At 47.9% G+C, this 15032-nt stretch carries 10 protein-coding genes; 6 read left to right on the top strand and 4 right to left on the bottom strand.

The features are described from left to right. Positions 1–7 precede the first annotated feature (7 nt). Positions 8–454 (bottom strand): very short patch repair endonuclease, encoded by a 447-nt coding sequence (locus tag KNO72_RS07650; RefSeq protein WP_214757656.1) that lies wholly within the window; start codon positions 452–454, stop codon positions 8–10. A 55-nt stretch (positions 455–509) separates the two neighbouring features. Continuing rightward, complete coding sequence (locus KNO72_RS07645; protein ID WP_214757654.1) at positions 510–1880, bottom strand: Sau3AI family type II restriction endonuclease; 1371 nt, start codon at positions 1878–1880, stop codon at positions 510–512. 159 nt (positions 1881–2039) lie between these two features. Here KNO72_RS07645 and dcm point away from each other — a divergent pair, with 159 nt between their 5' ends. The 4 genes from dcm to KNO72_RS07625 all read left to right on the top strand — a co-directional run bounded on the left by dcm (position 2040) and on the right by KNO72_RS07625 (position 10526). Beyond that, on the top strand, positions 2040–3374 hold the full coding sequence (gene dcm / locus KNO72_RS07640) for a DNA (cytosine-5-)-methyltransferase (RefSeq protein WP_214757652.1): 1335 nt from the start codon (positions 2040–2042) through the stop codon (positions 3372–3374). A 478-nt stretch (positions 3375–3852) separates the two neighbouring features. After that, positions 3853–6420 (top strand): SNF2-related protein, encoded by a 2568-nt coding sequence (locus tag KNO72_RS07635; protein ID WP_214757650.1) that lies wholly within the window; start codon positions 3853–3855, stop codon positions 6418–6420. 263 nt (positions 6421–6683) lie between these two features. Then, positions 6684–9275, top strand: coding sequence for a hypothetical protein (locus KNO72_RS07630; RefSeq protein WP_214757648.1), 2592 nt, complete (start codon positions 6684–6686; stop codon positions 9273–9275). Positions 9276–9296: 21 nt separating this feature from the next. After that, complete coding sequence (locus tag KNO72_RS07625) at positions 9297–10526, top strand: hypothetical protein (protein WP_214757646.1); 1230 nt, start codon at positions 9297–9299, stop codon at positions 10524–10526. A 336-nt stretch (positions 10527–10862) separates the two neighbouring features. Here the strand turns inward: KNO72_RS07625 and htpG are convergent, their stop codons facing one another. Together htpG and KNO72_RS07615 are read right to left on the bottom strand one after the other, a co-directional pair. Then, positions 10863–12731 (bottom strand): molecular chaperone HtpG, encoded by a 1869-nt coding sequence (gene htpG, locus KNO72_RS07620; RefSeq protein WP_214757644.1) that lies wholly within the window; start codon positions 12729–12731, stop codon positions 10863–10865. Between the two features lie 301 nt (positions 12732–13032). Then, positions 13033–13665, bottom strand: a complete 633-nt coding sequence (locus KNO72_RS07615; protein ID WP_251028296.1) for a TetR/AcrR family transcriptional regulator — start codon at positions 13663–13665, stop codon at positions 13033–13035. A 117-nt stretch (positions 13666–13782) separates the two neighbouring features. On the opposite strand from KNO72_RS07615, the gene KNO72_RS07610 reads away from it, so the two are divergent. Then, a complete protein-coding gene (locus KNO72_RS07610; protein WP_047795764.1) occupies positions 13783–14532 on the top strand; it encodes an SDR family NAD(P)-dependent oxidoreductase in 750 nt (249 codons plus the stop codon). A gap of 60 nt (positions 14533–14592) precedes the next feature. Further along, positions 14593–15030, top strand: a complete 438-nt coding sequence (locus KNO72_RS07605) for a hypothetical protein (RefSeq protein ID WP_214684977.1) — start codon at positions 14593–14595, stop codon at positions 15028–15030. The last annotated feature ends 2 nt before the right edge of the window (positions 15031–15032 follow it).

The following is a 15032-nucleotide window of genomic DNA, read 5'->3' as shown; positions in this document are numbered from 1 at the left end:
TTTGACCTCAGCTACTTAGTATGTGTCGGTTTTGTTTGGCCATATCAACGAAATGAGTGATGGTATAGATGACATGATCGAAGTCGTCATTGACCTGGTGTTCCCAAAATCGAAGGATGATCCAGCCTTCTTCGACATAGTGTTGTGTGACATCGGCATCGCGTTCGATGTTTCGTCCAATCTTTTGACGCCAAAAATCGGCATTCGTCTTTGGCAATTTGAAGTGGAGGGGACAGCCGTGCCAATAGCAAGAGTCCAGAAATACGACGACGCGTAATCCCGGGAACGAGATGTCGGGCGTCCCGTAAAGTTTGCGATTGTTCTTGCGGTACCGATATCCGGCCTCCCACAGCGCTTTTCTGACTTTGACTTCCATCTTCGTATCTTTCCCACGGTTTCCGCTCATCGTCTTGAACACGGCTGGACTCGATGCTTTCGGTACGTTTCTGGCCATACCTCTCACCTCCCTCTACTAGGAAGATTCCACTGTAGGGGGAGAAATACTCATGTTAAGCGTCTAGAATCTGCTGAATGTAGTTTCGATCTAACCAAAACGCCTGCTTTGTGATCCATTGTCCATCGGGGAGGCGGACTTTGTCATCTCCATCCGCACCTTTTGAACGTACATGTGCGACTTGGTTGAATTTCGGCCCGGGCAGGTTATTCTTTACTCTATTTTTCATAGGTATCAGCTCAACCCCTTCTCTGACGACCTTTCGAGCCTCGGACCACATCTCATATAGTTCGCCATCGATGGTCTCGAGTGGCATGTTCCAAAGTCGAATGCCTACAAAACGAGGGATTCGCTTTTTCTTCGGGACGTATTCTTCGTCATATTGAAATTCTAAGAAAAGATATTTCTGTTCTGCGAATGTGTCATATAGGTCTGAATCTTCCCAGTCACTTTGGCATAAATTTTCAAAATCGATCTTGCCGAACGACATATGTTCGCGAATCTTTCCGTCGGGTTCTCGTGCGACCGTTTTGAACTTGATGTTTGCCTTCGCAAATTCTTCGATACCGGAAAGGTCTGTCTTTTGTACTCCTAACAGTTTGGCCATGACGTGAGGAATCATCGCCTTGTTTCTAGGGTTATATGGAACTTTCGTTTCTTCACATAAATCAATCAGTGTCTTGCCATAGTGTGGTGAGAGTCGGGTTTCGAGAAGTTCCTCGATAGACATTTCGTTTAACTCACCTTGGTTCGCGATAGATTCCATTAGTTCCGGTGTTAAATATTTACGAACCAATCCGGACATATAGGATGCTTTCAAAGAGAAGGCACGCGGTTTGGCAGGTTCATCTGAGAAGGGTTGAGTACGCACAATCGAACCGTTCGCCCCTTTTGTACAGGCGGACAGATACATCGTATCTGCCTCCGAAATGAGATGAGCCTCTCCATTCTTGATTTTGGTAACGATTGTTTCCCAGTCTTGTCGCATCACGGCTAAATCTTCCTCCGAGAATTCGTTTAAGAATGCCTTATAGATACGATAGTCATCCATTGGGATCTCGGGCTCATATTGATAGAGCATGATGAGCATACTTGTGGCTTTCGATAAAAAGCTTGAAGTTTCAAACGAGTATCGATGCTCGCTATGGTAATCAATCATATTCAAGACGAGTCGTTCTTTCGAAGAATATGTACCATTTTTGTTTTTCTTGAAAGGGGTGACCTTTAACTCGATGCCAAGTTCCTCAAAGTCTGGGCGGGCATCTGAATTGATTGGGTATCCGAAATGGCTCTCTTCAATAATGTGACCGAGTGACCCCTTGGAGCGAACATTTTTAATCCGTCCGGTCGTGTCAATCTCGCCGAATGTCTTTCCCTCGGCCTCTCTTGCCTTATCCATTAGTTCTTGAATCGTTTCGTAACGCAATCGAATACCTCCTATAATTTTACATATGTAAGATAAGTATAACGTAGTTGTTGATCCCATTCACCTTTTCTGTTAAACTAATTTCATCGAGCTAGTTCGGTTGTGATAGGACCTAAAATAGCGTAAATTTAAGATAGAAAATACGAAAGGGTGTTCCCATTGATTAAAGTAGTTGAGTTATTTGCCGGTGTAGGAGGTTTCCGCATCGCGCTTGAAGGAATCAAAGATGTGAATGCCGAGCCTACATCTGACAAATTCGATGTGGTTTGGGGCAATCAGTGGGAGCCGGCGACGAAGGTACAACCGGCCTTTGATTGCTATGCTGAACGTTTTAAAGGACGTGGCCAACACGTAAACGAGGATATCGCGCTGTCATGGATGGAAGCAGGACCACACCATTTACTCGTGGGGGGTTTCCCATGCCAAGACTACAGTGTGTCGCGTAGCTTAAAGAATGAGCAAGGGATTCAAGGGAAGAAGGGTGTCTTGTTCTGGGAAATCATGAATATCATCGAGCAGGAGAAGCCGCCTTACGTCTTACTCGAGAATGTCGATCGCCTAATGAAGTCACCTGCGAAGCAAAGAGGGCGTGATTTCAGTGTCATGCTTCGTGCGTTTGCCGATCAAGGATATACGGTCGAGTGGCGGGTTATCAATGCAGCAGACTATGGGTTTGCGCAACGCCGCCGCCGCATCTTCATCTTTGCGACGCGAGCAGATTTGAAGCATTCAACCCGAGCGGGGAAAGCGAACCCTGAGCAGTGGTTGTTGAGAGACGGATTCTTTGCACCGACTTTCCCGGTCATGGAGATGACGAGCGAGAAGCATCCAGGTTCGACGTTCGAGTTGCCGAAAGACATCGTTGAAATCTCGGACACATTCTCTGCGACTTATCGAAATGCGGGTGTCATGACGGGGGATCAAGTGACGACGCTTGAGACGCTCCCGGTTCGCGAAACACCTAAGACGCTCGGTCAAGTCGTTCGAGAGGTCTATGAGCAGTTTGGTCCTGCTCCGGAACACTATTATCTGGATACAGAGAAGGTTAAAAAATCTGGACGTACGGAAAAAGAGGAATTGGCTTACATGAAGGGGCCGAAAAAAATCGAACGTACTTCTGCGAGCGGTCACGTCTATGTCTATGCTGAAGGAGGCATGTCCTATCCGGATTCGCTAGACCTTCCAGGTAGAACGATGTTGACGAGCGAAGGAACGTGCAACCGTTCAAGCCATGTCATCGAAGATCCGCATACGAAGAAATTGCGCTATTTGCGTCCAGAAGAATGTGAAGGATTGAATGGCTTCCCATACGGATGGACCGCGACCATGACAGACCGCAAGCGATATTTCACGATGGGGAATGCTCTCGTCGTCGGGTTGATTGAGCGGATGGGCCATCGAATTGCGGAGATTCATGAACAAGAGGATGAGCAGAGCTTGTTGCATGAAGTGAAACAGATGCAGTTGCTGGGGACGTACAATAACTTTAAATGATAAATAAAGACTGTAGACAAATTACGAAGCTACAGTCTTTTTTGTTTGAGCAAACAAGGCTATAAGGTTCGCGAACTCTTGTGTAATCATTTCTTGACCATCAGTCAATCCCACCTACAATATACAGATAGTGTAAAAAGAATATGAAAGAGCAGATTATTACATTTGGAGTTCGAGAAACGTTATTGAGGCTACTATTTACTTTGCAATGCGGGAATAAATGATAGACCGAACAAACTTCTCATAAAATACCGGAATAGATTTTCTGCCCTATACCTAGTGAGACGTGAGATGAGGATTAAACATTTGTTTAAAAATGAAGGGAAATCAAATTGAGAACAGAAATCAATGTCGAGAAGTTTGAGTAATTTGTGAAATTTGATTTACTTATTATACGATTTGTCTTTGAAATAATTTAAGAAAAGTTGTGTCAAGTCACCCAGTTTGTCATATGGATGAAAGGAAGCCTAAACGACCTATGAGAAATGAATCTGATTTTCATCTTATCGATTTGAAGCCCTCTTACTACACGAGTCAGACGGACATAGCGCGTAACTTCTATGAGCCTATCCTATCGGCGGCCATTTCTTACAATCGCGTGAGCGGGTATTTCAGCGGGAAGGCGCTCTCACACTATGCGAGGGGCATCCAGGGTCTGATTGAGAACGGTGGACGCATGCGCCTCATCATCTCCGAGGAAATATCAGAGGAAGATTTCAATAATATTAACAAGGGATATCAGATGAGGGAATCACTGGAGCAGGACCTGCTGGACCGGCTCGGGGAACGACTGTCGCTCCGAGATGAAATGAACTTCGCGAATCTGGCCTACCTCATCGCGAACGGTTATGCAGACATACGGGTCGGGTTCATCAAATCCGGGCTGTTCCATTCTAAGTTCGGGCTCGTAGAGGACGCCGTGGGAAACATCATCTATTTTACGGGTTCCAACAACGAGACGAGGGCGGCTATCGAACACAACTATGAGTCGTTCGACGTCACAGGCTCCTGGCTCTGCTCGGACTTTGACAGACAAAAGATAGACAAGGCAATCGATGAGTTTGATGCATTGTGGGAGGACAAATCGGGCGGTTATGGCATTAGGGTAAAGTCCTTCGAGGAACTGGTACTTAAAAAAATTTTGAGACGTGACAGGGGGAGGATTATCTTGGACAAGGAGATGTTATTGGATGACGTGCTCGTATTGACAATCGACAAAGGGGTGCTCGTCGTCCATGATCGTGTTGAACCAGGAAAGATACGGCCGAACGAGCGCACGTTCACGAGTAAGCTCGTGCCGTTCTGTAAGAACGAAGGGTATCCGCATTTCCGTGACGACCTGACCTATGTCGAAATCAAGACGGTCATCCGTCATCTCGAGCGCCTCGGAGGTCGCCGGGACTTCGAGGTCGTCGTGACCGAACAGTTGCGCCAACATCTAGGTGATCAGGAGTATATGATTGAGGAGCGAGCGGAGTATGCGCGACTGCTTAAGTCACTCGACGAGAAGGTGAGCACGAAGTTCGAGGCGTTCGCTGAAGTGGTGGACCGTGAACTTGTCCGAAGCTTGCGAGAGATGCAGATGCGTTCGGCCTTCTATATGGTGGAGATGAAGAAGGCCGCCAACTTCTCTGTCCCAGGTGCAGGGAAAACCTCGATGGTCTATGGGGCATACGCCTTCCTCTCGTCAGAGGAACAACAGAAGGTGGAGCGGCTGGTCGTCATCGGACCGAAAAATACCTTCATCTCGTGGAAAGATGAGTTCAAGGCCAATTTTGGGGAGAAACGGGACATGAGAGTGCTCGACATTCATGAATCAGTGGCTCCACTGCTTTCCTTGAAAACTGATGCGCATCTTTATAATCTAATCCTGATTAACTATGAGTCGCTCGGCAAGTATGAGCGAGTCCTCATGGATGTTATTGACTCGAAGACAATGCTCGTGTATGACGAGGTGCACAAGATTAAAGGATTAAGTAGCGTGCGCGCGAAAGCCGCCAAGTCGATTGCGCCATACGCAGGATACAAATTTGTCCTGACCGGGACGCCTATACCGAACACGTATGCAGACATCTACAACTTCTTGAATATCCTTTATGGCGAGGAATATAAATCATTCTTCAATTTCAAACCCCATGAGTTGAAGGAACCGAGCGAGACGAAGGTTCAGGAGGTGAACAGGAAACTTGCACCATTCTTTTGGCGAACGAACAAGCGAGAGCTCGGAGTACCACCTGCAGATGCCGATCTAATTTACAAGATTGTCGCCGATGACACGGAGCAAAGAATTATCAATCTTCTCTACCAAAAATATCGTGGTAATCCCTTCAGTCTGTATATTCGACTGATTCAGGCGGGTTCTAGACCTGAGCTCCTCCTACGCAACATCGATATCGTCGAAATGTTCGGCGAAGACAGGGACTCTATCCCACTCCTTGACGAGGAAGCGCCAGTACAGGTTACGTTGAATTCCGAAGAGGTGAATTTGCTCATGTCGGTCCGCGAGACCCGAAAATTCCGATGCGCCATCGAAACTGTCGCCACACTACGTGAGGAAGGCAAAACCGCTGTGGTCTGGTGTATGTTCGTTCATACAATCGACAGGGTACATGAGGAGCTCATGTCGCGAGGGATAAATTCGGCCGTCATATACGGAGGTACCCCGCAGGAGGAGCGGGAGCGGCTCATCAAGGCGTTCCAGAATCACGAGTTCGACGTTATAGTCACGAACCCCCACACACTGGCCGAGTCCGTTTCCCTCCACCATGTTTGCCATGATGCGGTCTACCTTGAATATTCGTTCAATCTGACTCATATGCTTCAATCGAGGGACCGTATCCATCGCCTCGGTCTCCCGCAAGGACAATACACTCGCTATCATTATATGATGCTCGAAGGACAACCCGACCAACAAAACACGGTGGATGAAAAGATATATATCCGATTGAAAGAAAAGGAAAAACAGATGATAGAGGCCATTGAGAATGGTGACCTCCGCCCCGAGCCGAATGTGGACTATGATGAAATAGTGGCCCTGTTCGATTAAGGTCGCATCAAACGAAGAAGGTTCTACCATAACGGTAGAGCCTTTTACCTGTCCTCGCAAAGAGGGAGAGTGCATCAGGATTTTGGTTGACCATAGCGAAAAAAGGATAGGGCAGGGCTGTCAATCGAACAAAAACAATAGTAAAATATAGGTAAAAGAGTTGTAGTGTTCTAAAATTAAGACCCTGTTCTATGATTTTCGGTATTGTATATAGAATCTTAGAGACGATTTTCACACGATTAATGATGAGAGGGGGATATATGTTGGACCATAAGAAAACTGGAGCGAGCGAATCGGGCACGTTCGACTATGAACAAGGTATATTTGGGATCATCGATCTTTTGGAGCGGTTCGACATCGAGGTCACACCAGCCGATGCCGTTGCTCTCCTGAAAAAAGGGATATTCATTGACGACCTTCTTTCAAAGAAAGGAAAATCGCTACCAGGTGTCCCGGTGAGTGTTAGACGTGCCTTGATTGTCCTTCAATCTGTGATGGGTGACAAGGAGATTAAAGATATGTGCAAGACGAGGACGCTGTATCATCTTCTCTTGCCAGAGACAGAGCTATTGGTCTCTGATATAAGATTGATGATGGAGGCGGGACTCACATATGAAGATCTCCAAGGGCTCGATTTCGAATCCTTCGAGGAAGTCACAGGTGGCGGAAGAAGACAGAGTGTGTATGAGCGAGTCATGAGGGCGTACAATATCTTCGAGGGATATAAGCCCGCATTGATTTCCGTATATGAGAACGTCACAAACGTTGATTCTATAAAAGAAGATAAGGTAGATACTAAGAAAGGGGATAAGACACATGCCGTTACGGCTACGGCAAGAAAAAAACACAGGAAAGGACTTGTCCATTTCTTTTATCAGACTATGTACGACCGACTCGCCGACGTTTTCTCAATCGAAGACATTATGAGCGAAATCGATAGCACTGGTTCTGAGGTCACGGACCTTCTCGAGGAGTTGTCAAACTCCACCTTTCTAACCCCGACACAGGATGGGCTCTTCAAGAAAAGGACGAGAATGCTCAAGTCGATTCTTTCGTCGGAACTACCATACATGGATTTGTTGAGGCAAAGGTTGGAGAAGGGACTCACTCCCCATGAGATTGCTCGCTTAAGTGGGATTCAGCCAAGATTTGTCATAAGGAAGTTGAGGGAGGCTCTCGACATGATTCCCGTCACGTCTGTAAAGGAAGGGAAAAGATATCTTAAGCGATTCGTTCGCTTCGATATACCAGAAGACATATTCGTGGAGGTGTTCGCCGAACCCCCCATGGTACATCGCTTCCTGGCATTGAAGGTTCGTATGGGGAGCGATGACGTCATGGACCTTTATAACAGGTTGGACGATGTCCAGCGGTACAGGTTCAGGTCATATCTCTCAGTCATCGTCGGACGTGACGGTAGCATCTCCCCTGCCACGAAGACGAACGTGTTTGAACATGTCCTTTGGCTACATCGTGACGACACAGCGAGACCTATCCGAGAGTGGAAAGATATTTATGATCGGTATATTCTCGAAGAGTTTGATGTGAGGACCGTCGACAGGCTGCTAGCAGACGTCAAATCACTTTCAGCCATCGCATCACGTTCGAACATCATCATACCGTCCGCTGGAAGACGTCTCCGATTCTATGACTGCTCGATGATGACGCAGAGACGCCTTCAGAAGTTAAGGGGACTGCTCCGGCTCGAGCCAGGATTCTACAGTACGGAACACATCTTCCGCCTCTCGCCTGACTTGATGGACGAACTCGACTGTAAGGACCACGAGGAACTGCATTATATCATCCGTAAGTATATCGAGATGTCGAACGTCACTCCTGGGCGCCAACCGGAAATCGCAATCGGGAAGATGGGGAAAACGGAATGGTTGAAAAAGATGATTAGACAGAACGCGCCAATTGGTTTAGATGCGTTCGTCATGCTCGTCCAGCGCCGTTTCGGCCTCTCTCCAATATCCGTGAAGCAGGTGCTCCGCCGTGAACTCCCAGACTATCTCGCGCCCGACGGGACAATAGGTCACAGCATGTCCTTGCTCACGAAGAGGGAGGCGGCGTGGTTCTCGAGGCGTCTCACCAAAGAAGTCTATACCCATGAAGAGCTGGAGCAGGCGTTCAATCATATCGAGAACTTTACTTCCCGTTACCTGAACAGCGGAGCACTCGAGAAGGTCGGATTCGTCAACCGTGGGGGACTCGTCGTCCGCGCGGGGTACCCGAGCGCGGAAGCCTATTTCCAGGAGCTCTTGACCCGTGAGGACTTCTTCAGTGTCCCTTCTTCACCTGCCTTCAAGACGGTCCCGTTCAAACGTGTCATCAAGAGGCTAGAGGACGGCCATGACATCTTCCGCTTCGACGACAATACCTATATCCATATCGCAAGACTACGCAAGATTGGTATTAACAAGGGGATGGTCAGAGGGTTCATGCGACAGGTGGTCGATGCCGCCACAGGGGTGGGGACTGGCTACTTCACTTTCGCATCCATCCGTGAGTTTCTGGATTCCCCGATCCTCGAGCTCGGACTAGAAGACATATTCTTCGAAGGGCTGCTTCACACACAGCCGCGGCTCAGTTCCATCAGGACGGGCAACGGGGACATCTTCTACATCGGTCGCGACAAGAGGACGTTCGGCCGATTCTTGCTCGAGCTGCTGCCTGAGACGGACGGGGTCGATGTGAACACGATACGCGAGGAAATTTTAGAAACATATCATCTGGAGTTCGACAGGAACGCCATCGTCTCGAACGTTCGTGGGAGGGGTGGGTACTTCTCCCCGGACACAGGAAAACTTTACAGGGGCAAGGAGCTGTTCCTAAACAGTATATTCAAATCATGAGAAACAGTGGAGGGATAAGACATGATGGCAGAACCAGGTACAGACAAAGTTAATTTGAGAGGACGAATCGGGAAGGACATCTCGAAGACGGAACAGAAGCGGAAGCTCACGCTCAAAGGGGAAACCCGCGTCTTCGACGTTTATCAGATTCCGCTCGAGCACCTAGTCTACAACAAGCGTAACGGACGCATCATCAGCTGGATGAACCGACTCGAGTCAGACGGGAAGGACATCGGTCTTCTCACCAAGGAGGAGTACAATGAACAGGTCGAGGACATGATTGTCCGCTCGAACACGGCCGCGCTTGAGAAGACGAAGAACAACATCAAGAACTTCGGACAACGAGTTGCCGGGGTCGTCCTGAACAACGGGACAATCGTGGACGGAAACCGTCGCTTCACCTGTCTGCGCCATTTGAAGAGGGACCATGGGATGGACGTCTTCTTCGAGGCCATCATCCTGGACCCGGCCGAAGGGCTCTCCGACATCGACATCAAACGGCTCGAGCTCAACCTTCAGCATGGCGAGGAGCGCCCCGTTGACTACAATCCAATCGACAACCTCGTGGATGTCTACAATGACATCGTCGTCAACAAGTACTTCACCGTTCAAGAGTATGCCTTGAACACGAACAAGAGACCGGCAGAGGTCAGAAAGATGGTCGACAAGGCAGAACTCATGGTCGAATACCTCGACTTTATCAATGCCAGCGGGAAATTCTACCTCGCCCGGGAGATGGACCTGGACGGCCCGCTCCAAGAGATGGTCGGCATCCTCAAAAAAGAGGAGGATGATGAGGAGGAGCACACGCGTGTGAAGGATGCCCTCTTCGCGGCACTCAGTGTCTCGAAGGACAAAGACCTCACCCGATACATCCGGAGGATTGGGAGTGACATCTTGAAGGGAGGGAACCGCGAGGACTTCCTAGAGGAGTTCGAAGATGTCGTGGACGATGTCCATGATACGTTCCAAGAAAAAGAGGGTATCGATCTGGACTCCTATCGTCAAGCAATCAAAGAGCTCGAGGGGACGAGGGATGAGGCCGCATCTATTGTTAGCCGTCGGGCCGAGGAGACGGCGATATTACGTGCGAAAATGAAGCCGCTAGATGCGATGAATACTGCTCTGAAGTCGCTTGAAACGATTGACATGGATCATGTTGGGAGATTCGATGGGAAGACGAAAGAAGAGTTTGTTCGACTCATGGTACAGATGAGAGAAAGATTGTCTGCCTATGAAGGAAGACTCTGAAATGAGATAAGGATTTTTGTTATACCACTGGCATAAATAAATGGAGCAAGAACTGTCAAACTAGTTGTGAGTTGACGGTTCTTGCTCTTTTAGCTTTTATAGACTCAATCTCAATACATAATTGTTATGTTTATTTTTCTGTTTTTTATAACGGAGTAATCACAAGGTTTGGTGTCATAAAGAACTTTCGTTGAGTTATGGTCACCGAATTGAGTCTTCGAAGAATATTCGATTTAGGTCTATAGAATAATAAAGGAAATTGATTTTTTTCGTCTAGATGTTATTTAGCATTTCAAACTCTTTAGCTTGATTTCTGTTCTGCTTTTTCGATTGTAATCACTCCGCCATCAACGCACACACCGCATTCGAATACGCTACCGGATCTTCAATCGGTAACCCTTCAATGAGGAGGGCTTGTTGATACAAGAGGTCTGTATATTGTTTCGCTTTCGCTTCATCTTCTTTATACACACGTTGGAGTGTCTGGAAGATGGCGTGGTCGGCGTTCACTTCGAGTACTTTCTCCGCTTTCATACCACCGCCGTTTGGCATCGCGTTCAAAATCTTCTCCATCTCGATTGAGACGTCACCCGCGACCGTCAAGCAGACTGGATGTGATTTTAGTCGTGTTGAGGCACGCACTTCTTTGACGCGGTCTCCGAGCTCTTCTTTCATGAAGGCGAATAAGTCTTGGTTGTCTTCGTTTAGTGATTTCGCTTCCGCGTCATCGAGACCGAGGTCGCCGCTCGCAATCGATTTGAACTCTTTGTCGTCATACGACTGAAGCATCTTGATGGCGAACTCGTCAATCTCTTCTGTGAAGTAGAGGATTTCATATCCTTCCTCTTTCAAGCGCTCTGCTTGTGGCAAGAGGTCGATGCGATGAATCGATTCGCCTGTCGCATAGTAGATATACTTCTGATCTTCTTTCATCCGCTCGACGTACTCTTTGAGCGATACAAGTTTCTTCTCGTAAGAAGAATGGAAAAGAATCAAGTCTTTCAGTTCGTCTTTGGCTGCGCCGAACTGGTCATACACGCCGAACTTCAATTGGCGACCGAACGACTCATAGAACTTCTCATAGTCCTCACGCTCGTTTTGGAGCATCTTCTCAAGCATGCCTTTGATTTTCGACTTCACGTTTTTGGCGATCACGCGAAGTTGGCGGTCCTGCTGTAACATTTCACGGGAAATGTTGAGGGAGAGGTCTTCTGAGTCGACCATCCCTTTGACGAAGCCGAAGTAATCCGGCAAGAGGTCGGGTGACTTCTCCATGATCAACACGCCGTTCGAGTAGAGCTCGAGCCCTTTCTCGAATTCTTTCGTGTAATAGTCGAACGGAACCGTTGACGGGATGTAGAGGATTGATTGATAACGAATCGTCCCGTCGACGTTCAAGTGAAGGTGCTTGAGTGGCTCATCAAAGCCGTAGCGTTTCTCGTGATAGAACGCCTTGTAATCTTCGTCAGTCAACTCGCTCTTACGCTTCCGCCAAATCGGCACCATGCTGTTGACGGTCTCTTCTTCCTTGTAATCCTCATACTCTTCTGAGTCCTCTTTTTGACGATGTTTCGTCACATCGAGTTTGATCGGGTAACGGATGAAGTCCGAATGCTTCTTGATGAGTGAGCGAATCTCGTATTCTTCAAGGAATGACGAATACACATCATCTTCTGTGTCTGCCTTCAAGTGGAGCGTAATTTCTGTACCGATGTCCGCTTTGTCTGTCGGCTCGATCGAATAGCCGTCTGTGCCTTCTGACTCCCATACGTATCCTTGATCACTGTCAATCGAGCGAGTCCGCACGGTCACGCGGTCAGCGACCATGAACGCGGAATAGAACCCGACCCCGAATTGACCGATGAGGCTATGGTCCTCTTCCATCTTCGTCGCCTGTTTCATGGCGAGTGAACCGCTCTTTGCGATGATTCCGAGGTTTGTTTCGAGTTCTTCTTCTGTCATCCCAATCCCTGTATCGCGAATCGTGATCGTCCGTGCTTCTTTGTCGAGTTCAATTTTGATGAAGTAATCGTCTTTGTTGAACTCGATGCTTTCGTCTGAGAGGGCACGATAATACATCTTGTCGATGGCATCACTCGCGTTCGAGATGAGCTCACGCAGGAAGATGTCCTTATGTGTATAAATTGAGTGGACCATCAACTCTAAAATTCGTTTCGATTCCGTTTGAAACTGTTTCTTTGTCATGATCGTTCTCCTTTTGATGTCTATATTTTGGCACTCTGCTAATAAGAGTGCTAACACTATTGATTATCCTAATTTTTAGGAAGATGTCAACCGAGATTGAAGAAAAGATTGACGAGGACGTAGGTTTCGCATATAGTTGAGTACATGCGATGAGCTGGTCTATGTAAGACGGCGGACATTCCCTTGAGGAGCACGTTGTGGAGCGTGGTCCGTCGCGGTAGACTTTCGAGAGCACCTCTAGTGAGAGGTGCTCATTTTTATGTATACAACTAGCCTCCCTTCAAACGAAGGGAGGCTTTTCTTATGCCCGGATGGATGTGAGGAACATCTCTTTTAAAGCATGCAATTGTACGGCCGGTTCGATATCGTCCTCTAAATAACTGATGTGCGACTTCAACATGATGTTGTTGCCGAACGTCCCGAACGTATTGATGATTGTGACGACGGTCACCTTCACATCGATATCCGAGCGGAATGAACCGTCTCGTTTCCCATCTTCGATCAAGGGTTCGAGTGTCTGCATGATCTGTCGTTGAACGTCGATGTATGTCTCGATTCCAGGAAGAGGTGAGGCGACGAGCGATGCATAGCTCTCGAACGCCTCTCGGAAACGGGCATGGTTCGTCCGTTCCAACTGCATCTCGAAAAAGTGGTTCAAGATGGCCTCGAGCCGCTCATATGCGCTGCCTTCCCCATGCATGAACTGTTCAAATCTCTCGAGTGTGGGCTGTAGATTCTTGACGGCTGCCGCGACGATCAATTGATCTTTCTTCGGGAAGTAGCGAAACAGTGTCGCCACCCCAATCCCTGCCGCGTCCGCGATGTCCTGCATCTGAACCTTCTCAAAGCCATTCTCTATAAATAAGCGTTCTGCCTCTTGGATAATCAGCTGGATTCGTTCTTCTTTGTTTTGTTGTCGTTTACTCAATTCCATCACCTCATTGTCTGTCCCTAGTATATCGTCTTCGAGCAGTTTCGTTGAGATTAATGTCACATCCAATTATGATTATGATAGTTAGACTATCATAATTTAATGAATGGAGCTGGGACAATGCGTTTACAGGGGAAAGTAGCGGTCATCACAGGGGCAGGAAGCGGTATGGGAGAGTCAACGGCACGCCTATTCGCCAAAGAAGGGGCGACGGTCGTCGCAACAGATATCAATGAACAAGGAGTGAACAATGTAGTCGAGTCGATTCGTGCACAAGGTGGGGAAGCCATCGCGGTGAAGCATGACGTGACCTCACGTTCGAGCTGGGAGGACGTATTCGCAGAAGTGGAAGCGACGTGTGGCAAATTAGATATTCTCGTCAATAACGCTGGAATCGCACTTGCGAAACCGTTCTTGGAACAGACGGAAGAGGACTGGGCACGCACGTATCGCATCAACATCGATGGGGTCATGTTAGGGACACAGTATGCGATTCCGCTCATGACAGAGAATGGCGGAGGATCAATCGTCAACATCTCCTCCATCTCTGCATTGACCGGTATGGCGGGTGCTGGGGCCTATACGGCCTCGAAAGGTGCGGTCCGTTCTCTTACGAAAGCAGCGGCTGTGGATTATGGGAAGCAAAACATTCGCGTCAACTCGGTACATCCAGGATATATCGTGACACCGATGAGTGCGCCACATATGGAGCATCCAGACTATAAACAACATTTCTTGAATCAAATCGCTTTGCCGAATCTCGGACAAGCGGATGAGGTGGCGGCAGCCGTCCTGTTCCTTGCGTCAGACGAAGCGAATCATATCAGCGGGATCGAACTTCCGGTAGATGGTGGCGTGACGGCGAAGTAATCGAGAGAGCATCCTGACGTGATGACACCTCGTGTTATATTAAGAAAAAGAGGTGAAGTCATGATTCAGTTTGAGATGGAACGAGTATGGATGGATGAAACGGAGCTGTTTTATCAAGTTCAGCTTCAACTTCGGTCTTCTGCTTGCGCCAGCAATCAGTTGATTTATTTAGATGATGCGAGTCTTGAGGATCTTCATCAAAAGATCGATCAATTCAATCAAGCGTGGGGCAAAGAACCGATCACATGGAGACTAGTCGATGAAGAAGAGGGTTCGGATGATTTGCAAGTCAATCTAACTTTCACGTTGATTGACCGGATTGGGACCATCCAAGTCGATATTTTCATTCATGATGAATGGCAGTTTGACTCATTTGACCATGTTCATATGAAATGTAGAATGAGGACGACGATGGGACAGCTCGACGACTTGAGCGCTCAACTCAAACGTTTCATTCGTCGTGAGACCGACCATGTCTCATCACTTCGACCAGAATAAAG

This window comes from Exiguobacterium sp. s123 (assembly GCF_018617075.1).
GTDB lineage: Bacteria > Bacillota > Bacilli > Exiguobacteriales > Exiguobacteriaceae > Exiguobacterium > Exiguobacterium profundum.
Note: the sequence above shows the minus strand (reverse complement) of the source record. Positions and strands in the feature narration are given on the sequence as shown.

Excerpts from the sequence above, each read along its gene's own strand:
- KNO72_RS07610 (WP_047795764.1), top strand. The coding sequence starts at position 13,783 with ATGCGTTTACAGGGGAAAGTAGCGGTCATCACAGGGGCAGGAAGCGGT.
- KNO72_RS07650 (WP_214757656.1), bottom strand. The coding sequence starts at position 454 with ATGGCCAGAAACGTACCGAAAGCATCGAGTCCAGCCGTGTTCAAGACG.
- KNO72_RS07605 (WP_214684977.1), top strand. The coding sequence starts at position 14,593 with ATGATTCAGTTTGAGATGGAACGAGTATGGATGGATGAAACGGAGCTG.
- KNO72_RS07635 (WP_214757650.1), top strand. The coding sequence starts at position 3,853 with ATGAGAAATGAATCTGATTTTCATCTTATCGATTTGAAGCCCTCTTAC.
- htpG (WP_214757644.1), bottom strand. The coding sequence starts at position 12,731 with ATGACAAAGAAACAGTTTCAAACGGAATCGAAACGAATTTTAGAGTTG.
- KNO72_RS07615 (WP_251028296.1), bottom strand. The coding sequence starts at position 13,665 with ATGGAATTGAGTAAACGACAACAAAACAAAGAAGAACGAATCCAGCTG.
- KNO72_RS07625 (WP_214757646.1), top strand. The coding sequence starts at position 9,297 with ATGATGGCAGAACCAGGTACAGACAAAGTTAATTTGAGAGGACGAATC.